The 19,946-nt window shown below is 51.5% G+C and carries 29 protein-coding genes; 6 read left to right on the forward strand and 23 right to left on the reverse strand.

The window, feature by feature from the left end:
- Positions 1 to 2 precede the first annotated feature (2 nt).
- The 3 genes from tca_RS05850 to tca_RS05860 all read right to left on the reverse strand — a co-directional run bounded on the left by tca_RS05850 (position 3) and on the right by tca_RS05860 (position 1,702).
- The gene (locus tca_RS05850) at positions 3 to 479 is read right to left on the reverse strand and encodes a 6-pyruvoyl tetrahydropterin synthase/6-carboxytetrahydropterin synthase family protein (protein ID WP_286708697.1); all 477 of its coding nucleotides are present in this window, start codon (positions 477 to 479) and stop codon (positions 3 to 5) included.
- Between the two features lie 126 nt (positions 480 to 605).
- On the reverse strand, positions 606 to 1,172 hold the full coding sequence (locus tca_RS05855) for a DUF366 family protein (protein WP_048061000.1): 567 nt from the start codon (positions 1,170 to 1,172) through the stop codon (positions 606 to 608).
- A gap of 164 nt (positions 1,173 to 1,336) precedes the next feature.
- Complete coding sequence (locus tag tca_RS05860; protein WP_010876854.1) at positions 1,337 to 1,702, reverse strand: PPC domain-containing DNA-binding protein; 366 nt, start codon at positions 1,700 to 1,702, stop codon at positions 1,337 to 1,339.
- 40 nt (positions 1,703 to 1,742) lie between these two features.
- Between tca_RS05860 and tca_RS05865 the strand changes: the two genes are divergently transcribed.
- The 4 genes from tca_RS05865 (at position 1,743) to tca_RS05880 (ending at position 5,336) form a co-directional block, all read left to right on the forward strand.
- On the forward strand, positions 1,743 to 2,765 hold the full coding sequence (locus tca_RS05865) for a DNA polymerase subunit beta (protein ID WP_010876855.1): 1,023 nt from the start codon (positions 1,743 to 1,745) through the stop codon (positions 2,763 to 2,765).
- Between the two features lie 25 nt (positions 2,766 to 2,790).
- Complete coding sequence (locus tca_RS05870) at positions 2,791 to 4,062, forward strand: homoserine dehydrogenase (protein ID WP_010876856.1); 1,272 nt, start codon at positions 2,791 to 2,793, stop codon at positions 4,060 to 4,062.
- Positions 4,063 to 4,129: 67 nt separating this feature from the next.
- The gene (locus tag tca_RS05875) at positions 4,130 to 4,897 is read left to right on the forward strand and encodes a Dna2/Cas4 domain-containing protein (RefSeq protein WP_143485777.1); all 768 of its coding nucleotides are present in this window, start codon (positions 4,130 to 4,132) and stop codon (positions 4,895 to 4,897) included.
- 169 nt (positions 4,898 to 5,066) lie between these two features.
- The gene (locus tag tca_RS05880; protein ID WP_048175787.1) at positions 5,067 to 5,336 is read left to right on the forward strand and encodes a hypothetical protein; all 270 of its coding nucleotides are present in this window, start codon (positions 5,067 to 5,069) and stop codon (positions 5,334 to 5,336) included.
- 9 nt (positions 5,337 to 5,345) lie between these two features.
- On the opposite strand, the gene tca_RS05885 is transcribed toward tca_RS05880, so the two are convergent.
- From tca_RS05885 to tca_RS05975, 19 genes are all read right to left on the reverse strand, one after another.
- The gene (locus tca_RS05885) at positions 5,346 to 6,002 is read right to left on the reverse strand and encodes a DUF5612 domain-containing protein (protein WP_048175788.1); all 657 of its coding nucleotides are present in this window, start codon (positions 6,000 to 6,002) and stop codon (positions 5,346 to 5,348) included.
- A gap of 13 nt (positions 6,003 to 6,015) precedes the next feature.
- Positions 6,016 to 6,267: an energy-converting hydrogenase B subunit P gene (locus tag tca_RS05890; protein WP_286708698.1), complete on the reverse strand. Its 252-nt coding sequence runs from the start codon at positions 6,265 to 6,267 to the stop codon at positions 6,016 to 6,018.
- 10 nt (positions 6,268 to 6,277) lie between these two features.
- The gene (locus tag tca_RS05895) at positions 6,278 to 7,267 is read right to left on the reverse strand and encodes a respiratory chain complex I subunit 1 family protein (RefSeq protein ID WP_286708699.1); all 990 of its coding nucleotides are present in this window, start codon (positions 7,265 to 7,267) and stop codon (positions 6,278 to 6,280) included.
- Positions 7,268 to 7,271: 4 nt separating this feature from the next.
- Positions 7,272 to 8,408, reverse strand: coding sequence for a nickel-dependent hydrogenase large subunit (locus tca_RS05900; RefSeq protein WP_286708700.1), 1,137 nt, complete (start codon positions 8,406 to 8,408; stop codon positions 7,272 to 7,274).
- Between the two features lie 19 nt (positions 8,409 to 8,427).
- The gene (locus tca_RS05905; protein WP_048175792.1) at positions 8,428 to 8,874 is read right to left on the reverse strand and encodes an NADH-quinone oxidoreductase subunit B family protein; all 447 of its coding nucleotides are present in this window, start codon (positions 8,872 to 8,874) and stop codon (positions 8,428 to 8,430) included.
- Positions 8,875 to 8,880: 6 nt separating this feature from the next.
- Positions 8,881 to 9,390 (reverse strand): 4Fe-4S dicluster domain-containing protein, encoded by a 510-nt coding sequence (locus tca_RS05910; protein WP_048176645.1) that lies wholly within the window; start codon positions 9,388 to 9,390, stop codon positions 8,881 to 8,883.
- A gap of 15 nt (positions 9,391 to 9,405) precedes the next feature.
- The gene (locus tca_RS05915; RefSeq protein WP_048175793.1) at positions 9,406 to 10,746 is read right to left on the reverse strand and encodes a 4Fe-4S binding protein; all 1,341 of its coding nucleotides are present in this window, start codon (positions 10,744 to 10,746) and stop codon (positions 9,406 to 9,408) included.
- Positions 10,747 to 10,764: 18 nt separating this feature from the next.
- On the reverse strand, positions 10,765 to 10,995 hold the full coding sequence (locus tca_RS05920) for a hypothetical protein (RefSeq protein ID WP_048175794.1): 231 nt from the start codon (positions 10,993 to 10,995) through the stop codon (positions 10,765 to 10,767).
- 14 nt (positions 10,996 to 11,009) lie between these two features.
- A complete protein-coding gene (locus tca_RS05925) occupies positions 11,010 to 11,471 on the reverse strand; it encodes an MnhB domain-containing protein (RefSeq protein WP_048175795.1) in 462 nt (153 codons plus the stop codon).
- Entirely contained in the window at positions 11,468 to 11,767 is a 300-nt protein-coding gene (locus tag tca_RS05930) for a hypothetical protein (RefSeq protein WP_048175796.1), read from the reverse strand. The genes tca_RS05925 and tca_RS05930 overlap by 4 nt, the downstream gene beginning before the upstream one ends.
- Positions 11,760 to 12,092 (reverse strand): hypothetical protein, encoded by a 333-nt coding sequence (locus tca_RS05935; RefSeq protein WP_048175797.1) that lies wholly within the window; start codon positions 12,090 to 12,092, stop codon positions 11,760 to 11,762. Before tca_RS05935 ends, tca_RS05930 begins: the two co-directional genes overlap by 8 nt.
- 11 nt (positions 12,093 to 12,103) lie before the next feature.
- Positions 12,104 to 13,600 (reverse strand): energy conserving hydrogenase EhbF, encoded by a 1,497-nt coding sequence (ehbF, locus tag tca_RS05940; protein WP_048175798.1) that lies wholly within the window; start codon positions 13,598 to 13,600, stop codon positions 12,104 to 12,106.
- Positions 13,601 to 13,630: 30 nt separating this feature from the next.
- Positions 13,631 to 13,990 (reverse strand): cation:proton antiporter subunit C, encoded by a 360-nt coding sequence (locus tca_RS05945; RefSeq protein WP_173402647.1) that lies wholly within the window; start codon positions 13,988 to 13,990, stop codon positions 13,631 to 13,633.
- Positions 13,990 to 14,226 carry a DUF4040 domain-containing protein gene (locus tca_RS05950; protein WP_010876872.1) on the reverse strand — a complete coding sequence of 79 codons (237 nt, stop codon included), beginning with the start codon at positions 14,224 to 14,226 and terminating at the stop codon, positions 13,990 to 13,992. Before tca_RS05950 ends, tca_RS05945 begins: the two co-directional genes overlap by 1 nt.
- The gene (locus tag tca_RS05955) at positions 14,227 to 14,490 is read right to left on the reverse strand and encodes a monovalent cation/H+ antiporter subunit G (RefSeq protein ID WP_048175800.1); all 264 of its coding nucleotides are present in this window, start codon (positions 14,488 to 14,490) and stop codon (positions 14,227 to 14,229) included.
- Positions 14,491 to 14,494: 4 nt separating this feature from the next.
- Complete coding sequence (locus tca_RS05960) at positions 14,495 to 14,752, reverse strand: monovalent cation/H+ antiporter complex subunit F (protein WP_048175801.1); 258 nt, start codon at positions 14,750 to 14,752, stop codon at positions 14,495 to 14,497.
- Between the two features lie 9 nt (positions 14,753 to 14,761).
- A complete protein-coding gene (locus tag tca_RS05965) occupies positions 14,762 to 15,073 on the reverse strand; it encodes a monovalent cation/H+ antiporter subunit E (RefSeq protein ID WP_286708701.1) in 312 nt (103 codons plus the stop codon).
- A gap of 100 nt (positions 15,074 to 15,173) precedes the next feature.
- Positions 15,174 to 15,839 (reverse strand): metal-dependent hydrolase, encoded by a 666-nt coding sequence (locus tca_RS05970; RefSeq protein ID WP_048175803.1) that lies wholly within the window; start codon positions 15,837 to 15,839, stop codon positions 15,174 to 15,176.
- Positions 15,840 to 15,917: 78 nt separating this feature from the next.
- On the reverse strand, positions 15,918 to 16,670 hold the full coding sequence (locus tca_RS05975) for a succinylglutamate desuccinylase/aspartoacylase family protein (RefSeq protein WP_286708702.1): 753 nt from the start codon (positions 16,668 to 16,670) through the stop codon (positions 15,918 to 15,920).
- 160 nt (positions 16,671 to 16,830) lie between these two features.
- Here tca_RS05975 and tca_RS05980 point away from each other — a divergent pair, with 160 nt between their 5' ends.
- Positions 16,831 to 18,015, forward strand: coding sequence for an argininosuccinate synthase (locus tca_RS05980; RefSeq protein ID WP_286708703.1), 1,185 nt, complete (start codon positions 16,831 to 16,833; stop codon positions 18,013 to 18,015).
- Entirely contained in the window at positions 18,015 to 18,284 is a 270-nt protein-coding gene (locus tca_RS05985) for a pro-sigmaK processing inhibitor BofA family protein (protein WP_048175805.1), read from the forward strand. Before tca_RS05980 ends, tca_RS05985 begins: the two co-directional genes overlap by 1 nt.
- Before the next feature lie 59 nt (positions 18,285 to 18,343).
- Here the strand turns inward: tca_RS05985 and tca_RS05990 are convergent, their stop codons facing one another.
- A complete protein-coding gene (locus tca_RS05990) occupies positions 18,344 to 19,846 on the reverse strand; it encodes a bifunctional ADP-dependent NAD(P)H-hydrate dehydratase/NAD(P)H-hydrate epimerase (RefSeq protein WP_048175806.1) in 1,503 nt (500 codons plus the stop codon).
- Positions 19,847 to 19,946: the final 100 nt, after the last annotated feature.

A 19,946-nucleotide genomic window follows, 5' to 3' on the forward strand; every position in this document is an offset into this window, starting at 1 on the left:
GATCACCGGGATATCGTGTATATGGCCCCCTGCCCTATACCCTCATTCACACAGACCTCGACGGAGGATATATCATACTTACTGCTCAGTTCCTTGAAGAGGGTTGCGGCAAAGTACCTTGAAAGCTCCTCTGCAGAGCTGGATTCAAGGTCCAGGAGGCAGCAGTCCTCCTCGGGTATGCTGTACTTCTTACCCGCTATTTCAAATTTAACTGTTCTGGTGGTGGATGTGAAGTTTATGAGGGGGTTCCTGAGGGGTATCAGGAGTTTATGGTCAAATTCGCTGCATATTCGTCTGACTATATCCTTAACATCCTTGAAGTCAGCTACAAAACCATGCTTACCGCTCCTCTTACCCTCAACCTTAACATCAACTATGTAGGAGTGACCGTGTATGCAGCCGCATGACTCATGTTCAGGTATCATGTGGGCGGCTGAAAACCTCAGGTTTGCGTGTATTCCATTTATAACTATCTTCATCATTACCACTTCAACTGTTGAATGGGGAGCCGGGTAGCCTATCCTGAAACACCTTAAAAGATCCGGGTCCTGGCCATATCCTCAGACACACCAGTATCCAGACACCAGCAGCATCCCCCCGACACCTTAAAAGATCCGGGTCTTGGCTATATCCTCCTCGATGGAATCTATCTCATGTATATACGCCATTGCAACGTTCTCAGCTATTACCTTAATGTCATCAGCTGACAGCTCAGGCTTTTCATCCAGAAGCCCTATGGTGTCGACATCCTCTGGTGTTCCCCTCTCATGGATGTTGACGCCCAGATGTATCTTCATGCTTGAGACAGAGGCCGTTGCTATTGAAACTGTGAGCTTAGATGAACCTATGTAGAGGTCATCACCCTCGCGCCTTGTCCGCACACCAGTTCTCATGAGTTCCTCCATGAGCAGCATTACCAGAATCCTCTGCCTGTGGTATGCGAGCCTCAGGCTGGATGGCTGTTCATCAAAGTGCTCAACGATGAAATGGAGGACCTCTTCAGATCTTATCTCCAGTTCAACGTCCTCATAGTCCACTATATTCTTAACGTCCATGGGGCCTATCCATGTTATTATGCTTGAGCCCTTTATTCCCAGTTCACTGAGGGCCCATGCAGGTTCTATCTGACTCCCATCATAGAGGAGGGGATCTTCAAGGTGCTCATATAACATTACATCACCAGCATTATATCTGGAGCTGCCCCTATTTAATCTATTTAATAAGTAGGATGCCGGGACTGCCATCCTCCTCCATAGATGACAGTATCAATGAATCCAGTGGATGAATTCATGCACGGAGGCCCCGGCTGGAGATCCGGAGTGAAACTCCTGGGTGCTCACTCAAGGACCAGGAGTTCCCGGTAGCCTGTCCTCCTGTCCATAACCCTCCGCAGCACCCCCTGGTATGGGATCACGGCTATCTCTGCAGTTGTCCTCACCGGGGAGTCCCCCCTGAGGTGGCCCCCGGTAACCCTGCCCTCTGAATCTGCAACCGCAATGTGGATGTGCACTCCATCGGGGGAGATGGTCCCCTGGAGTGAGAGGATCTCAAGGGGCCCCTCAACCGTGAGTTCTGATTCATCGGCCGTCCTTATCCTGACGCGGTGGAGGCTTCCTATGCCCGTCACCACCACGCCTTCCGAAAAGGCTGCCCTCATCTCCTCCATGAGGTCCATGCCCGGTTCAAGTCTTATGAGAATCATATGAAAAGATTTATAGTCACATCAGGCATTTAATTTATCTATGAGAGCCAGAATCCGTGACTTCATACACACCACTGATGACCTTTTCTTTGCTGTGACCTCATACCTTCATCCTGATGGGAGAATCATATCATTTTTACGTTACATACCGGATAGACATGGTGAAAGATCACTGGACTCTGCAAGATACTCAAAGGTCAGCTCGGACGTGGCATACCGTTTCCTTGAGGATGCGCACCCTGAGTACCTTCACCACTATGATGAGCTCGGGGTTCTCATGATGGGCGTGCCCCACGATAGGGTCGAGGAGATACTGAGGCCTGAAAATCGTCTGGAGGAGATAATGGAGTCCCCATCAGATCCCCTCCTCAAAAAGGCTGTTAAAATAGCAGATACGCTCCACGATGCAGCCGGGATCCCCTACAGGTCCATGGGAGTCTCTGGATCCATACTGCCCGGGCTGTATGACCCCGAGAACTCCGACATTGACTTTGTTGTCTATGGACTGAAAAACCACCGGAGGGCCATGGAGGCCTTCGGTGAACTTAAGGATGACCCCTCCTGGCCACTCATGGGCCTCGATGAAGAGCTCCTCAGGAGGGTCTACAGCAAGCGGATCGTTGACGACACCCTATCCTTCAGGGAGTTCTGCTGGTATGAGATGCGCAAGAACAACCGTGGAAGGGTAGATGGAACCCTCTTCGATATCCTTGCAGCCAGGGACTGGAGTGAAATAGATGGTCACTGGGGTGATACAACCTATGAGCCCCATGGGACCATAACCATTGAGTGCACAGTCACTGATGCCCTTGAGGCCTTTGACAACCCCTCAAGGTACCTTGTGGATGATGTCAATGTGATTGAGGGCCCTGCTGTTGAGATAGGGGAGGTCGTATCCTTCACCCACACCTATGCTGGTCAGGCCAGGGAGGGGGAGCGCATAGTTGCAAGGGGTAAACTTGAGAGGTTCACCGGAAAATCAGAGGGTTACAGGGTGGTTGTTGGAACAACCAGGGAAGCCATGAATGAATTCATAAAGCTGAAGGATCTCAGACTGGAGTAAACAGAAAATATGTGGAGGTTTTTGTGTGAACATTGGACTCATAGGATTTGGAACAATAGGGGCAGGTGTGGTGGAAATATTCAACACCAACCCTGATATCATAATGAAAAAGACAGGGATGGAGCTCAGGCTCAGGAGGGTGGTTGACCTTGACATTGAAACCGACCGTGGCGTTGAAATAGATCCGGGGATCCTGTCAACCGACGCAGATGACATTCTCGAGGATCCTGAAATAGACATCGTCATAGAACTCATAGGTGGCTATGAACCGGCGCGTAGCTTCATCCTGAAGGCCATAGAAAATGGTAAACATGTTGTAACAGCCAACAAGGCACTCCTTGCAAGGCACTGGGATGAGATAATGGATGCTGCCAGGGAGCATGGCGTGAGGGTTGCATTTGAGGCCAGTGTTGGTGGTGGTATACCCGTCCTCAGGGCCCTCAACGAGTCCCTCGCAGCCAACAGAATAGAATCCATATATGGAATAATAAACGGTACCGCCAATTACATACTGACCAGGATGGCCTCAGAGGGCATGGAATTTGATGATGTTCTGCGGGAGGCCCAGAGGCTCGGATATGCTGAAAGGGATCCCACCTTCGACATAGAGGGCCATGACACCGCACAGAAGCTAATAATACTCACACTGCTTGGTTTTGGTGTCCATGTACCGGAGGATGAACTCCATGTTGAGGGTATAAGCAGTATAAGGAGGGATGACATTGAATATGCCACTGCAGAGCTTGGATGCAGTGTGAAGCTCCTTGCAACAGCCAGGCTCAATGATGGTGAACTGGAGCTGGGTGTTACACCAACCCTTGTACCACACCATCACCTCCTCTCCTCTGTGAACGGTGTCTTCAACGGGATATACATCACAGGGGACTTCACAGGGCCAGTCATGTTCTATGGGAAGGGTGCAGGCAGGAGGGCCACTGCAAGTGCAGTTGTCGCAGACTGCATGGATATTGCAGTTAACCCTGAGGGATCAATGCCCACAGGTCCGGGCATCAGGGTTGTTGAGTCAGTGCGGGACTTCTCCAGGACATCCTCAAGGTACTACATAAGGCTTGATGCCGTAGACAGGGCAGGGGTGCTCCATGAAATAGCCGGAGCCTTCAGCAGGCACGGTATAAGTATAGAATCAGTGACCCAGAAGGGCGCCCATGAGGGTGAAACTGTGCCGATCTACATCGTAACCCATGAGGCAAGTGAGGGGGCCATCCAGGGGGCCCTCTCTGAGATATCAGAGATCAGGTGGGTGAGGGGTGAACCCCTGCGCCTCCGGATACTCTGAACCAATAAATTTTTTAAATGTTAGTAATAATTTAATATTAATTAATATTATAAAGTGTGGTGATCAGATGTCGGTTGCTGTGTCCATGATATCCGAATTCATGTTCTGCCCCCTCAAACTGTACCTCCGGGAGGTTCTCGGGGTGAGGGAACCCATGAGACCCGAGGCAGTACACCTCAGGAAGGCCTACCTTGACTTCAGGGCAGCGGCAGAGAGCATCACCCGGAAACTGGAAGATGATGTTGGGGTGGATGAACTGGAATCAATGCTGATGGAGGACCTTGAGAGAATTCTGGGGGACCTTAATGAGGGTGAAAGGGATCTGATAGCTGAACCCATGGTATTTGAGGTGAGGACCATGGCACTGCGTATAGGGAGGGCCATGAACATCCTGGGGGGCCAGTGCGACAGGGTGGCCTCCCTCCTCTTCCCACCCCTCATCAGGGACTACCCCATATATGATCCGTCCATCGAACTGCATGGCCGTGTCAGCATGGAGATAAGTGGTGGTTCATATCACCCCCTCAAGTTCAGGACATCCCTGCCACCTGCAAGTGGGGTATGGCCCTCTGACAGCCTTGAAATAACGGCCCAGGCAATTCTGGTTGAGAGGGAATTTGAAACAGAGGTCATGGTATCCTTCATAGACTATATCCTGCCTGCAGAGCGGCGGCCGGTGGTGATAGATTACCGCAGGAGGGAGTACCTCTTCGATGTGCTTGATGAGATAAGGAGGATAACCGAGGATGGTGAGGTTCCCTCCGTGGATCTGAACCCCTCAAGGTGTGCCGGTTGCAGCCTTGCAGAGGTCTGCTCCAGGGAGGGTCCGTGCTGACCCAGGTTACCTGGAGGATGAAGGTCACCCGGGATCAGAATACATGATTTTCATCAGAGGATGTGGGGCCTGCAAAGATTATCATACTCTGAACCAGATCCGGTGATTTTTTTGAGATAATTTCCCAGAGTTTAAATAATTGTTTCAACATAATACCTATGGTGATGCTATGAAGGAGGAACTTCTTAAAAAGTGTGAAAATCTGGACAGTCCGGATATAATGAGCAGCTGCCGTGTTCTCCTGGAACTTGCTGAGAAGAAGAAGGATGAGATACCCGAGGAGGACCAGAGCTACCTTGAAATGGCAGAGAACCTGAAACCATCAGACGTCTCAAAGGTCCTGGAACTTGCCCTCAAAATAAGGGAAAGCGGTGACATAAAGGACACCGAACTCAAAAACGCTGCAAGCAAGCTCATAAGGGCAATTGAGATGAGCTGAATCTTTTTTCTAAAATTTTTTACCCCTTACCTTTTCTATACTGAAAACAGCGGTATCAGCCACCGCCATGACACTCATAACCCCTGCCTGTATGGGGTCTGTTACAACGAGGTCAGCCACATCGGTGACGCTCCCCGGCATGTTGAGGCTGATAACCGTAATATCATGTTCCCTCTTAACCACCTCAACGGCCCTTGTGATTTCACCGCCCATGAGGGACCCTGCAAGTACGAGGGCCGCCACCCTCGGTAGTCTCCCAACAGCCCTCACTGCCTCTGCAAGCTCCTCCTCTCCAACCAGGGGTATGGTGTCAATGCTTATACGTTCTCCCCTGATGTTGTGCCTGTCGGCCTCACTGATGGCCCCCATTGCAACCTGGGAGACCTGGGCTCCCCCACCGATTATGATTATCCTCTTACCATAGATCTCCTCCAGTGACCTGTGTACCTTCACATCCAGTACCGTGCTGGAGGATTTCAGCTCATCAATGAGGGACTCCCGGTCATCTATATCCTCAAGTTCCATGTATATTGCGCCATGACCATCCCTTTCAACGTAGAGGTGGGCGTAGGTGATGTTTATATTCCTTGAGGCTATCATGCCGGTTATCTCACTGAGAACACCTGGCCTCTCCACGGTCTTTATGCTCAGAGCCACTGAACTCATTAAAATCACTGGATCAATCTGATGCCTCAAGGAGGGCCTTCTCCCTCCTCCAGAGGCTCAGGTAGTTATCATCATCCCCCACAGGCACTATTTTAAGTCCGAGTTTCCGGTGCTCCTCTATCCATCCCTCATCAAATACCGGGACCTCTATCTTTATGTGCTCATCGGTGGGGTTTACAACTATCAGGTTACGGTAGGGGAACTCAAGTTCAACTATGTACCCTCCGAGGCTTATCATGTGCCTTGGTCTTATCACCATCTTCATACTATCACCTTCAGACAAATGCTGTGACCAGTGCCAGGACCCCGAGCACCGAAGCCGCCGCCGTTACAGGGTAGAACTGCTTGAATGTGAATACCGGTGCAAAGGCGCTGAATATGGCCATGAGGACCGGGAAAACCGCCGCAACTGCAATGTTAACCAGTATGCCCCAGCTGAGTATGTTCGGTGGCACTCCCAGGAAGAGGACTGAGAAGAGACACCCCAGTGTGAACATGAGGAACCCCCTGGTTATGTAGACAAATGCCCGGTAGCGTGCGGCATACTCCATGTATGGCCCCTCTATCACATCAGCCTTTGTCTTGAGGATTGCGAAGGGGTACTCGTTGAGGAGTATCATGTATCCTATGAAGAAGACAACGGCCCCCACCACACCGGCCAGGGTAAATAGGACGGGTCCATGGACCGCCTGATATGCCACTATGTCCTTCAGGAAGATGCTGCCTGACATCACAGCCGGCACAAAGAGTGCAAGGTAAATTGGGAAGGAGCCGAAGGCTATCAAACGGAATGCCCTCATTGAGCTCAGATCCTCGAGGAAATACCTCTGAAGATCCGGGTGCTTCGCCCCCCTTGCAAGGTCAGGGAAGGGCATCCCCATGGACATGACAGACCTTGAGAGGGAACCCATGAATACATATATGACCTCCTCTATCTTAAGGAACCCGACGATGGCGACAAGGCTTGCCAGGGCCCCCAGAGTGTACATGGGTGGTATGAGGAAGAGCAGTATTAGGAGGGCTGATATGAAGCCTACTATCGGGAGTGAATTGTAGAGCCTTGGCAGGGGTGAGCATGGCTTAACCGTCTTTTTATAGAAGAACTTCAGGGCCGCCATAAGCCCCGGGCTTGAGACAGGTGGTCCTATCCTCTGCTGTATCCTTGCATGCACAAATTTTCTTTCAATACCAGGGAGCCAGAGGCTCACAAGCAATCCCAGGATTACTGTTCCCAAAACCGTTGCAACTGCGTATGATGGATCCATTAAATCACCTGCGAGGATTATCAGACAGATCTACAATTTCTATGGCCCTGTCTGTGCATGTGAAACAGGGGTCGCACTGCACTATGCCCAGCTGGGCGTCCGTGATGTGGTGGCCTATGCATGCATACTGCATTGCCCCTATGTTTGACATGGAGGGCGTCCTTATCACCGAGCCCCTGACCCTTCCATCCTCTATGGCATATGAGTGGTAGAGTCTGCCACGCGGTGCCTCCACATAGCTCCTGACAATGCCTGTGTCCTGCATCTCCCAGCTCCTGTCAACAACCCTGCCCCCGGGTAAATCCCTGAGGGCCTGTCTTATGATCTTCACTGATTCAAATATCTCAAGGACACGCATGAGGAGGTTTGCCCTCACATCACCACCATCCTGTGTTATCACATCAAATTCAAAGGGGTCGTAGCATGGCATTTCACGCCTGATGTCAAGGTCCACGCCGGTTGCCCTCAGGGTTGGTCCTGTGACGTGTAACCTCAGCGCATCCTTTCTGCTTATGGGGCAGACCCCTGTTATACGGGACATTATCATGGGATCGGAGGTGAACCTCTCTGCGAAGGCCTCCACCTTCTCCTCGATGAGGTCAATACCCTCCCTTATCCTCTGTATCTTCATCTCATCAAGGTCAGCCCGGGGCCTTATTCCACCTATTATGGGGACGCCGTACTGTACCCTGTTACCCCCTATGAGTCTTAGAAGTTCCATGACAGTCTCCCTTATGTAGAAGAGCCTCATGGAGAATGTCTCATGGCCCAGAACCTCATTTCCATGTGCAAGGTAAAGTAGGTGGCTGTGGAGCCTTTCAAGTTCACCGACGATGATCCTAATGTAGGATGCCCTCTCAGGTATCTCAACACCCAGGCCCTTCTCTGCAACCAGTACCGAGTTCCAGAGGTGGACGCCTGAACAGATACCGCAGACCTTCTCGGTGAGACTGTTGGCCTTCTCAACCGGGAGGCCCTCCATTATCCTCTCGATTCCCCTGTGGTTCACGCCAACCGTTATCTCGGCGTCCCTTACTATCTCATCCTCCACGAAGAGCCTTACACGGTATGGTTCTATGGCTGCTGAATGCACGGTCCCCATTGCTATTTCTGTCTCTATTATCTCCTGTTTTCCATCCATTGTAAGCACCTGAATCTGTTCAATCCGCCTCCAGCAGTTTTGGAAGTGCCGCAACTGCACCTGCAAGTACGTCCTCTGGCCTCACTGCGCAGCCCGGGACCCTGGCATCAACGGGTATGACCTGGTCCACCGGACCGCAGATCTCCTCAGAGGGTATGTCCCCATGTATGTTCTTGTAGACACCACCCATGAGTGCGCATGCACCTGCAGCTATAACCGCCTTCGGTTCGGGTATTGCATTGTATATGGCCTTCAGTGGTTCCTCATTCTGCTTTGTCACCGGACCCGTTACTATGAGGACATCAGCCTCCCTTGGGTTCCATGTTAGAAATATTTTGTACTGTTCAGCATCATATTTCGGTGAGAAAACTGCATTTACGATCTCTATATCGCAGCCATTGCATCCCCCTGTGTATACGAGCATTGCATGTACCGCCCTTGCCCTTGAAAATGATTTAAGTCCCATTTTGCATCACCTGATCCTCCTTGCAGCCTCTGCAAGGGTAGTGCTCTTCATAACACTCTTATCAGCCAGGAACTGGGATATGAATCTGAGCTTATCCTCTGATATCTTAACTGGTTTCTGTAGCACCCTCCCGGCGTCGAAGTCGACCTCCCCCACATCGTTGGGGTGTATGGTTCCGGGTTCACCGAAGAGTGCGTAGAGGGGGCAGAAGTCGTGACAGTAGTAACAGTGCACGCATTTTTCACTGTTCAGTACCGGTATCTGTTTCTTCACGAGCCCCTCAATTATCTCAACGGGTTCATCCAGGTCCCTCATCTCAATGGCCCCTGTGGGGCAGGCGTTGGAGCACCCTGCGCATCCTATGCATGAGACCTCGGCGACCTTGGGTTCAGGTTCCACCCGCCCCTCAAGGATCCTCCTTCGCAGTTCCATATCTGTCACACGGTCAGCTGCAAGGAATATCCTCTTCAGGTTGGTGTAGGATCCCTCCAGCATTATCCTTAGAAGATTCTTCACATGATCCACCATCCATTAATCTGATGCAAATTCCCTCTCAAATATCACTGCCCTTGCAGGGCATATGTTGGAGCATGCCCCGCAGTGTATGCATTTATCATCATCAACTACCATCAATCCGCTTTCATCCCTTGATATGGCATCCTCTGGACACACATCCAGACAGAGGCCGCATCTTATGCAGAGCCTCGGGTCTATGAGGGTGAATCCGCCCTTTATACTTCTCTTCTTCATGGTTGTTCTCGGTATCGCATCGACAGGGCAGTGTATCCCGCACTTCTCACAGAGTATGCATCTGTCGGTGTCCACCTCTATGGATCCCCTGCGCAGTGTTATGGCATCCACAGGGCATATCTCAGAGCAGATACCGCATGATATGCAGTCCTCTGAGACTGATCCATCCCATCTGACCGTCTGGAAGCTCCTTGCCTCGCTAACATCACAGGCATTAACGCAGCGGCCGCATGAAACACAGTAGCCCCTGAGCTCCCCATCAACCATCCGCAGCGTACCCACAGGGCATGCCTCAATGCAGGGTGTCTCATCACAGTCCCTGCAGAGTGTCGGGTCATATCTTAGTCTGCCATCAACCATCCTGAGGGCGCCCCTCTCACAGGACTCTGCACAGAGGCCGCAGTTGAGGCATGACACTATGCTGCCCTCCCGACTATCCTCTGCCCCTCTTATTTTCACCTTAAAGTCGTCAAGGTATATTGCATTGCTGGGGCATTCCCGCATGCATTTGAGACAGAGGGTGCATTTTTCAGGGTCGATTTTGAGGTCCTCTATTGCACCGACCGGACAGACATCCTCACAGACACGGCACTCCGTGCATACGCCCTCCCCGGTATCAACAATAATGGCGCCTGTGGGGCAGTAGTACTGGCACCTCCTGCAGAGGGTGCATCTTTCGGTGTCGGTGACCACGTTGACCCTGGTGGCCTCATGACTCCTTGGAGTCCTCTTAACCGGTGGTTTAACTGCAAGGTTCAGTGATTCAAGGAATCGAAGCTGTCTGTCCTCTATGAGGTCAAAGGCGTCCACCCTTGCACCGAGGGGACATGCGTCCACGCAGAGACCGCACCTTGCGCATATGCCCTTAACAACACCATCCTCTATCTTTATACTGTTAACAGGGCAGGTCATCTCACATACACCGCAGGCATTGCACTTGGCCCTGTCAACAACGTATCCACCGTACCTGTTCCTGCGTATTGCCTTGTTGGGGCAGGCCTCCATGCAGGCGCCGCAGGTTATGCAGCTGAAGGCCCTGCCATCAATCATCCTTATGGCTTCTGTAGGGCATGCCTTAACACATTCCCCGAGTCCCTCACATTTTCCTGTTGATATGAACATGATCATAACCCCATGAGATTATCCGCGTCCAAGTAAGATCCTGCCTGCCATTATACCCACTGCTGCAGCCACAAATCCTGTGGCGACCGGGAGGTCCGTGTAGTAAGGGAATGGACCAAGGTTCCAGGCCACGAGGATGAGGGCCAGGATCAGCACTATGTAGGATGACGGCGGGAACCTGTCATCCCTTATCCTGCTTCCGAGTATGAATCCCAGTATGAATCCAAAGATTATTGGTCCTGTGAACATTTCTCAACTCCCCTCTATTCGGTGACCTCTTCACCCCTGAACTCCATGAAGGTTATAACAATTGCACTGAGACCCACCATGACCTTCAGGCCGACCACGATGTTCAGGTAGGGTATTATACCTGCATCTGTGGGGTCAGGGTAGTTGAAGAACCCGCTGACAGCTTGAGATACTCCGTACAGGTCAACTCCCAGGTTGTAAAGGAAGAAACCTGAGAATAAGAGGCCGCAGAGTCCGAGACCAACGTACCCGAGGGCTCCTATGCTCTCCATTGCAGACATGAATTCATGGGAAAACTGGAAGGGGCTCTTTTCAATTCCATAGACAACTGCACAGAATATGAACCCTGCTGCAACCATGGCACCGCCCTGGAATCCTCCGCCGGGTGTTATGTGCCCTCCCAGTACTGTGAGGATTCCGAGACACATTATGAATATGGCTGCAGGGAATGCGAATATCTTAAGTATGGTACTCATCTCTCCTTCCCTCCCTTATCTGAACTCCCAATCTGAACCTTACCCCTTCCAAAGACCAGAAGGGTTACCAGTACAGCTGTGACGAGTATGAGGGCCTCCCCCAGGGTATCGTAGGCCCTCCAGTCAAACACCACAACGGTGACCATGTTGGGGGCTATCTTTGTCCCGAGGTAGTTGTATATGATGCTTATACCGGGGTTTATCATCCCGCTAAGGTCTATTATGGCGTCGAAGAGTGTCACTCCAAAGAGTCCCAGTGCCACGGTGGCCATGAGGCCCCTCAGTGATTCAGACACCGGCACCACCCCAGTAGAATATGGATACAAGTATCCCCAGTGTCAGGAGTACGTAGAACATCATTGTACTGAAACCATCCCCCTGCTCGGTCCTGAGCCTCGCCGACAGCGGAAAGGATGTCAGCAGAACCGCTGCAAGTAAGAGAACCGCGATGACCATCAGGATGAAGTTCAGCTTCCTGAGCATCACCGCGGCTATGAGGACCGCTGATATAAACGTTATCTCGGCTGTTAGGGCGGCTGAGACTGAGATGTTGCTCTCACCGTCTCCCCTCTCTTCTGTGACCTTCCTTATCCTGTTGATTATCTCATCATAGAAGTTCATTCCATCCCCTCTCATATTATAAGACCCTGTATGAGTGCCGTGAACTGTGAGGTTGCAAGCCATGGTGCGATTCCTAGGACGGTGCAGATTATGATGAGCACCACCATTGAGAAGACCGTTGACCTGGGCACGGACCTGGATTCAAGTTCCATCCCCCTAGGCTCCGGTTTGAGGTAAACCGAATAGAATGCCCTCATGAATGTCATGAAGGTTACTATGCTGAGGAGTATCATGAGGATGCCGAGCTCAGGGAACCCTGCCTGGATCGCTGCCTGGATCAGACGGAGTTTGCTCTGGAATACGTTGAATGGGGGCACACCTGCCATTATGAACCCTGACAGCATCACAAGGCCCGCGAGTCCTGGCTTATATGCCAGTAGGCCCCCCATGCCCTCCGGGTCTGTTTTACCCGTCATGTAGAATATGGTTCCAAAGCCCAGGAATATGCATGCTGTTATCAGGGCCTCGTTTACTGCCTGGAATAGTCCGGCTGATATGCTGGCGGCTGTTCCGAGTCCAAGACCTATCCCTATGTATCCCAGTTCCCCCACTGCAAGGAAACCTATCATCCTCCTCAGATCGGTCTGCATGAGTGCCATGCTTATACCGAGGACCATCCCCGCCAGGGAGAAGAACACCATGACCCACCTGACGAGGGGGACATGGTAGAACATTCTGAGTATCACAATGGCCAGGGCCGTGAATGTGAAGACAGAGAAGGCCTGGAGGAGTGCGGATCCGTGGGGGAGGGCCTTGCTGTAGATGGCAGATTTTATTGTGTGGAACGGTGGCAATCCTGTCCCATAAAGCCATCCGAAGATGAGCAGTGCTGATGCCAGGAGGAACAGCGGGCTTCCCGGGTTAACGAGACCGCTCCTCATGGAATATACGATGTCAGATATGTTCACGTTACCTGTCAGAGCCAGGAGGATGGCCACACCCAGCAGCAGCATGGGGGCCGCAACACCCCCTATCATCATGTACTTGAGGGCGGTTTCATAGTTACGCTCCACCCCCGAACACAGGACCACACCCACCTGTGCCAGGGCCGCTATCTCAAAGAAGACATAAAGGTTGAATATGTCGTCCGTGAGGACTATTGCTGTGACAGCGGCGGTCCCCATGAACATCAGGAATGCATAGACCCCGGATGGCCTTCTAACCTCATTGAGTGAGGTTAGGACCGCCAGGAATGTTACCACTGAGAGTATCAGGAGAAATATCCTCTGGGCGCTTCCAAACACATAGGTTATCGCCGGGTGGAATGAGTACAGATAGGACGATTTTATGGAACCCGGCAGACCCGCTGCAATTGTTGAATTTTCAGATAGAGGCGCGTATCCTCCAAAGTAATGGACACCGTAACCTGCAAGTAGGGGTATTATGGGGAGAAGGACCGCCACTGCAACTGCCAGTGCCCGTACGGTCCTGTCCCTTCCATGCAGGAGGTTCAGGAGAAGTGCGCATAGAATCGGTAAAACCACCATGACCGGTATGAGTGGATTCATAGTTCCTCACCTGTTAGATTCCTCATTTTATCACTCTTCAAGCACCTTCGATGCGCTGATGGTGCCGTGTTTATGGTACAGTATTATTATTATGCCGAGCATGACAGCCAGGGTGCTGGCCCCTATGACTATGCTGGTGAGCACCAGTGCAAAGGGGAGGGGGTAGGCTGCGTTCTGGGCAAACCATGACCCTGACATTCCCGGCAGGTAGATGTAGACTATGCCCCCCGGTTTATATCCGAGGGTCACAAGGAAGAGGTTAACACCGTCGGCTATGAAGGAGAGGGCTATAACCTTCTTTATGAGATTGTCTATGAAGATCACTGCAACGGCGCCTATGACCATGAGGCTTCCTGCCGTCAGAAGTGATGCCAGCTGTAGGGATATCATCATTCTTCCTCCATTCTCATTGTCTTGTAGGCTGCAAGGGCAAAGAATACCGGTATTATCGCTGACCCGACTATTGCCTGTGTCAGGGCGACGTCCGGTGCAAGGAGTAACTGGTAGAGGGCGGCTATTGCTGCCCCCGGGACCCCTGTGAGTATGGCTGCCTTGAGGAGGTCCCTCTGGACAAGGGCCAGTACAGCTCCGAGTATGGCTATGATCATTATCACGTATTCAATCATCTAATCTCCCTCCCCATAGTGGTGGGCGTTGGCTATTGCATGGGACACAAAGGGCACCAGTATGAAGTAGGTGGCTGCAAGAAGTGGCTCGCCAAGTGCAAGGAGGGCGAGTATGCATGCCACGTCAGCTATCCCCAGGATATGGATCCTGGCATACAGGACACGCTCGATGTCATCCCTGAACCTGAGTATCCCCAGGGCTGCGAGTATCACAAGTATGGATGATATGAAGAGAACCGCTGATTTCAGGATTACCAGATACATTCTATCAACCCCTCAGAACCCTTGCAAATGCTATTGTACCAACAGGCCCAAGGAGGACCAGGGCGTAGGCTATGTCACGGCAGAACCCGACACCGTACATCCTGTTTATGAGTATGAGTATGGTTGCAATGGCTATGCTCAGACCTGAGATCCCCACAAGACCCATCCCTATACTTCTGCGTGTTGCTATCCTCACGGCTGCAATGCTGAATACTGCAAGGGATGCGAGAAGCGTGTACTCTGCGATCATCAGTATATCCATGGGAACCACCTATTCAAGCATCCCCTTTATGTAGGGCTCAAAGGGTATTATGTCCTCCCTTTCCCGCGGGTAGATGGCTGCGACCTTCAGGACCCTGTTTTCAGAATCCAGGTCGATGGAAAGGGTTCCCGGTGTGAGTGTTATGCTGTTTGCGAGTATTGTCTGGGACACTGGCCTTGTGAGTTCCGTCTCTATCTCAACTATTACAGGCTTTACATTTCCATTCAGGGTTCTTGCTGCCACGTCAACCGTTGCCTTGAGTATTTCATATATCAGGACCAGGAAGTAGGCGATGCCGTACAGAATCCTCGTGATAAACATTTTATAGCTCCCTTCACTTTGGTATCAATAATTAACATGATTATTTATGATAATATAAAGTTTTCTATATAAATCGTAATAAAAATCAGGGATCCCGTGATTAAACACCTGAAAGAGAATAAACCGCCAGAATCGCCCATAAAACAAGCATCAGGACCCCGAAGCCCCTGCGGAATGTCCTCCCTGATAGTGGCCTCATGAAGCGCACCCCTGAGGGTGTGAAGGAGTCAAGCATATCATGACTTATGAAGCCCAGGAGCAGTGGTCCCATTATCGTGTAAAGGTTCATGACAGGGAAGTCCGTGAGGAAAACCCCCAGGAGTGTCACCAGCACAAAGGGCAGAATCAGCAACCTGTTCAGAATTATGAATCCAAGGACAGTCAGTATAACCACAAGGGAAGCCCTTCCATCAAGACCCAGTGACCGCAGAAGGAAGAACGATGCCAGTACAAAGACCGTCAGACATGCTGAGAGTATAAGCGCCCCGATAAGAGAATGTGTGAAGCCCCTGTGCCCTGAAAGGTAAAATATCAGGGCCAGATCCATCAGGGCTATTCCAGCAAGGTAAGGAAGCCCCAGGATGTAGAACACCAGGAATATCACAAGTCCAAGGAGGAATATCGTTGAAACACTCCCAGATTTAACCTCATGGTCCATATCAGGTATCATGGCCCCTATAAGCGCCAGTGCCACCGGGAAAACAGCCGGAAATACCGGGATGGCCATTATAATTGAAATAAGAGCATGCTTCCTGTAAGACGACAATCACAGGACCTCCATACAGTTAATGAACCTCAATCCATCAGAATGCAACATCCCCCGGACCCCACACATCAATTAACCTCAAAGACAGCCAGGCACCCCCTCCACCAGGATTCCCATGTACTCCAGGAATAACTTCATCTGGAGGAGGGACCTCTCATAACTGCCCTCCCTGACAGTTCCATTCTCAGATACAACCTCACATGTGACAGATGGTATGCCTGCAAGGTTGCATTCGTCCTCCAGGGCGCCCATGTAACTGGAGGAAGCCCTCTCATAACACAGGACCCTGGATGAGGTCCTTGAAGTTATGTGGCGGGCTATCTCAACACTCTCTGGTTCAGGTTCCTCTGAGCAGAAAACTCCCTCAACACCGGGTCTGCTCCCGGGTGCAGTTGAATGAAAGTCAGCCAGGGCATCAACCCCGAGTTCAAGTGCTCTCCTGAATATGGCATTTGTAACCGAGCCGGGTGTGCCGGCTGAACGGTTAAGGTCACGGCCCCTGCACCAGCGAATGTTCTTCATGGTGGCCCAGGGGGCGGCGATGGGTATAACATGAACCTTTCCAGAGATATCAGATGATGCGAGGTGCTCCAGAAGGCGCATGGCCGCTAACTGCGGGGGTATCTCGTTTCCATGGACACCGGCCACAACCATGACAGATGGCCTTCCAGAGCCCAGGCTAAACATTACAGTCCCCTTGAGGGAGTATTCTGCAATGACCCGAGGATACCCATCATGTATATAAGGCTTTAATGCAGGGTTCCTGGTAATATCCCCTCCCGAACCATCATGTATCAGTGAAACCTCAACTGAATCCTCACTTACAAACATCAGGGTCACCTGAATTGCTGGCACACTTCCAGGAAAATCCGTATAACCAGCGGCAGATGGGACATACACTTATAACTTATCCCGTATTAATATCTATAGTGTTGTAATAAAAACATGAGCGTATCAGAATGATTCCATTTATAAGTTGAAGGTGATTGCTGTGGATAAAGTGGTTCTTGCTTTCAGTGGAGGCCTTGACACATCAGTGTGTATCAAACTCCTTGAGGAAAAGTATAACATGGAGGTCATAACTGCCTGTGTGGATGTTGGTCAGCCGCGGAATGAAATTGAAAGACCTGCCATGGTTGCCGAGAAACTCGGAAACTACAGGCACTACACAGTAGATGCACGGAGGGAGTTCGCAGAGGACTACATATTTCCAGCCATAAAGGCCAATGCGGTTTACGAGGGTTACCCCCTCAGCACTGCCCTTGCAAGGCCTCTGATAGCTAAAAAGATAGTCGAAGTGGCCGAGAAGGAGGGTGCATCTGCAATAGCCCATGGATGCACAGGTAAGGGTAACGACCAGTTCCGTTTCGAGGCTGTTATAAGGTCAACAACGGACCTGGATGTCATCGCCCCCATAAGGGACCTCAACCTCACAAGGACAGAGGAGATGGAATACGCCAGATCCTGTGGGATACCACTCCCCTCAGACAAGCTCTACAGTATAGATGAGAACCTCTGGGGACGTGCAATAGAGGGAGACATCCTGGAGGACCCGATGGTTGAGCCCCCTGAGGATGCCTTTGAATGGACAAGACCCATCCATGAGACCCCGGAGGACCCTGAAACCCTTGAAATTGAATTCCGTCACGGTGTTCCGGTTGCATTGAATGGCGAGGAACTGGAGCCCCTTGAACTCATAGGCCTTGCAAATGAGGTGGCAGGAAAACATGGCATTGGCAGGGTCGACATAATGGAGGACCGTATAATAGGTATGAAGAGCCGGGAGGTCTATGAGACACCGGCGGCCTTCCTGCTCCTGGAGGCCCACAGGGGCCTGGAGCAGCTTACACTCACAAGAAGTGAGCTCAGGTTTGCCGACATAATAAGCAGCACCTATGCTGAACTGGTGTACAGTGGTCTGTGGCATGACCCCCTCCGTGAGGACCTTGACATGGCAGTAAACCACATGCAGAGGCGTGTCACCGGTACAGTAAGGGTTAAACTACACAGGGGCAGCATGCGTGTCACTGGAAGGGAGTCACCCTACAGCCTATACAGTGAGGAAATAGTATCCTTTGAGGATAAGACCCTTGACCAGAGGGAGATGGCCGGGATGGTCAAAAACTATGCCCTCCAGGCTGCCATATACAGCAGGGTTTGCAGGAAGGAGAGCTGATGGAAGGTCTCTCATTCCTCATACTCATCGTAATCGCCACCTTCATAGTTGCCGGGGGCCTGGCATCCCTGAGGATACTTATGGGTTTAGGTAAGAGGGTCCTCACAGTTGCAGGGAACATGGTGGCAGGCCTCATCCTTCTCCTTGCTGTGAACATACTGCCCTTCATAAACATTCCCCTCAACCCCCTCACGGTTCTTGTGGCGGGTTTCGGGGGGATAACCGGGGTAGGGATTCTCCTCCTGGGCAATATAATTGGGCTGATCTAACCCTGCTAATTATTTTTAAATTTGAGAAGGGAGTGACATCACAGGGACCATAGCAGGCATCAAAAACCATAGAACCCCATATCCATCACAGGGGGGATCATATCAAGCATATCAGATGCTGTGAAGCCATTGCCATACTTCTCCATCGCCAGCTCACCTGCCATCCCATTTATGAACGCTGCCAGTGAAGCGGAATCAAAGGATGAAAGGCCCAGTGAACGCAAACCAGCTGTTAAACCTGCAAGGGCGTCCCCAGTACCCCCAACGGTCATTCCAGGGCACCCTGTTTTGTTGAGACGTGACCTGTCCCCCTGGAATATCATGTCAATTCTCCCCTTGAGGAGGACCGTCCCCATTATCCTGGATGAGATTGACTGGAAGGCAGATACACGTTCCCTGAAGTCATCAAATATCATGGATTTCAGCTTAAAGAAGCTGCGGAACTCGGCCATGTGGGGTGTCACGGTCAGTTCCCTGTATTCACTGACATCAGAGTAATCCATGAGCCTGAGTGCATCCGCATCGAGTATGAGTGGCTTTTCCATTTCATGGAGGTCCTCAATGACCCTCAGGAACGTCCTGGCCGTTGACGTCTCCCTGCCTGCACCACAGCCCATGAGAACTGAATCAGACTTTTCTGCAAGTTCAAGGATTTCATCAAGGGATTCCATTCCAATGTAGCCCCCATCGAGTTCCCGGACTATGATGTCAGGTGAGAGTGACCTGATGGCCCTGGCGGCACTCTCCGGAGCTGCCACCATTACGATATCGGCTCCCGCCCTCAGTGCTGCCTTTGCTGCTATTGCCGGTGCCCCAGAGTACTGTCTGCTTCCCCCTATGATAAGAACCCTTCCATTTTCGCCCTTATGACTTCCAGGACTCCTTGAGGGCATCCTCAGGAGATCACCCGGGCCCATGAATACCTCAGCCGCAGGGGGTATGCCTATGTCCCTCACAACGATCTCCCCTGTGACTGCAGGATCCGCAACATTAAGACCGTCCTTCATCCGGTGAAAGGTCACCGTCAGGTCTGCAGACACAGCGATGTCATCGACTGAGCCGGTTTCAGGGTTCAGACCGCTCGGTATATCCACAGATACCCTGAAGGCATCTGACCTGTTTATGATTTCAATGGCTGACCTCGATGGTTCTCTAAGAGACCCCCGTACACCCGTACCCAGTATGGCGTCAACCACAACATCAGCATCCGGTGGATTGATTTCAGATGAATCCCTGACCACCTCCACCCTGAATCCGCCTGGATGGGGCTGCATTGCCCCAAGGACCTTCCAGTTTACGAGGGCCTCCTCTGAGCCTATCCTTTCAGGGTGACTGAGTAGCTGGACCTCCACGTCAAAGCCCATGTTAAGGAGGTGCCTTGCCGCCACGAATCCGTCTCCTCCGTTTCCTCCTGAACCACAGAATATAGCAACCCTCCCCTCATCCACCGCATTCCCTATCTCCTCTGCCACAGCTCTCCCTGCGTTCTCCATGAGGGATAGTCTTGGAACACCCAGGTATTCCGCGTTAATGTCTGCTGCAGCCATATCAACCGGTTTCATCTGACATCCTCCTGACCAGGGATCAAAGATGGATATCCTCCACCGCACAGGATCAGTCAGGCTTCCTGAGTTTATTGAAGCCTCCTTACCCGGCAGAGAG

Origin of the sequence: Methanothermobacter sp. EMTCatA1, from assembly GCF_002356395.1 — an archaeon.
Classification (GTDB): domain Archaea; phylum Methanobacteriota; class Methanobacteria; order Methanobacteriales; family Methanothermobacteraceae; genus Methanothermobacter; species Methanothermobacter thermautotrophicus.

Excerpts from the sequence above, each read along its gene's own strand:
- tca_RS05850 (WP_286708697.1), bottom strand. The coding sequence starts at position 479 with ATGAAGATAGTTATAAATGGAATACACGCAAACCTGAGGTTTTCAGCC.
- tca_RS05855 (WP_048061000.1), bottom strand. The coding sequence starts at position 1,172 with ATGTTATATGAGCACCTTGAAGATCCCCTCCTCTATGATGGGAGTCAG.
- tca_RS05860 (WP_010876854.1), bottom strand. The coding sequence starts at position 1,702 with ATGATTCTCATAAGACTTGAACCGGGCATGGACCTCATGGAGGAGATG.
- tca_RS05865 (WP_010876855.1), top strand. The coding sequence starts at position 1,743 with ATGAGAGCCAGAATCCGTGACTTCATACACACCACTGATGACCTTTTC.
- tca_RS05875 (WP_143485777.1), top strand. The coding sequence starts at position 4,130 with ATGTCGGTTGCTGTGTCCATGATATCCGAATTCATGTTCTGCCCCCTC.
- tca_RS05880 (WP_048175787.1), top strand. The coding sequence starts at position 5,067 with ATGAAGGAGGAACTTCTTAAAAAGTGTGAAAATCTGGACAGTCCGGAT.
- tca_RS05885 (WP_048175788.1), bottom strand. The coding sequence starts at position 6,002 with ATGAGTTCAGTGGCTCTGAGCATAAAGACCGTGGAGAGGCCAGGTGTT.
- tca_RS05890 (WP_286708698.1), bottom strand. The coding sequence starts at position 6,267 with ATGAAGATGGTGATAAGACCAAGGCACATGATAAGCCTCGGAGGGTAC.
- tca_RS05895 (WP_286708699.1), bottom strand. The coding sequence starts at position 7,267 with ATGGATCCATCATACGCAGTTGCAACGGTTTTGGGAACAGTAATCCTG.
- tca_RS05900 (WP_286708700.1), bottom strand. The coding sequence starts at position 8,408 with ATGGATGGAAAACAGGAGATAATAGAGACAGAAATAGCAATGGGGACC.
- tca_RS05905 (WP_048175792.1), bottom strand. The coding sequence starts at position 8,874 with ATGGGACTTAAATCATTTTCAAGGGCAAGGGCGGTACATGCAATGCTC.
- tca_RS05915 (WP_048175793.1), bottom strand. The coding sequence starts at position 10,746 with ATGTTCATATCAACAGGAAAATGTGAGGGACTCGGGGAATGTGTTAAG.
- tca_RS05920 (WP_048175794.1), bottom strand. The coding sequence starts at position 10,995 with ATGTTCACAGGACCAATAATCTTTGGATTCATACTGGGATTCATACTC.
- tca_RS05925 (WP_048175795.1), bottom strand. The coding sequence starts at position 11,471 with ATGAGTACCATACTTAAGATATTCGCATTCCCTGCAGCCATATTCATA.
- tca_RS05935 (WP_048175797.1), bottom strand. The coding sequence starts at position 12,092 with ATGAACTTCTATGATGAGATAATCAACAGGATAAGGAAGGTCACAGAA.
- ehbF (WP_048175798.1), bottom strand. The coding sequence starts at position 13,600 with ATGAATCCACTCATACCGGTCATGGTGGTTTTACCGATTCTATGCGCA.
- tca_RS05945 (WP_173402647.1), bottom strand. The coding sequence starts at position 13,990 with ATGATATCCCTACAGCTGGCATCACTTCTGACGGCAGGAAGCCTCATG.
- tca_RS05950 (WP_010876872.1), bottom strand. The coding sequence starts at position 14,226 with ATGATTGAATACGTGATAATGATCATAGCCATACTCGGAGCTGTACTG.
- tca_RS05955 (WP_048175800.1), bottom strand. The coding sequence starts at position 14,490 with ATGTATCTGGTAATCCTGAAATCAGCGGTTCTCTTCATATCATCCATA.
- tca_RS05960 (WP_048175801.1), bottom strand. The coding sequence starts at position 14,752 with ATGGATATACTGATGATCGCAGAGTACACGCTTCTCGCATCCCTTGCA.
- tca_RS05965 (WP_286708701.1), bottom strand. The coding sequence starts at position 15,073 with ATGTTTATCACGAGGATTCTGTACGGCATCGCCTACTTCCTGGTCCTG.
- tca_RS05975 (WP_286708702.1), bottom strand. The coding sequence starts at position 16,670 with ATGTTTGTAAGTGAGGATTCAGTTGAGGTTTCACTGATACATGATGGT.
- tca_RS05985 (WP_048175805.1), top strand. The coding sequence starts at position 18,015 with ATGGAAGGTCTCTCATTCCTCATACTCATCGTAATCGCCACCTTCATA.
- tca_RS05990 (WP_048175806.1), bottom strand. The coding sequence starts at position 19,846 with ATGAAACCGGTTGATATGGCTGCAGCAGACATTAACGCGGAATACCTG.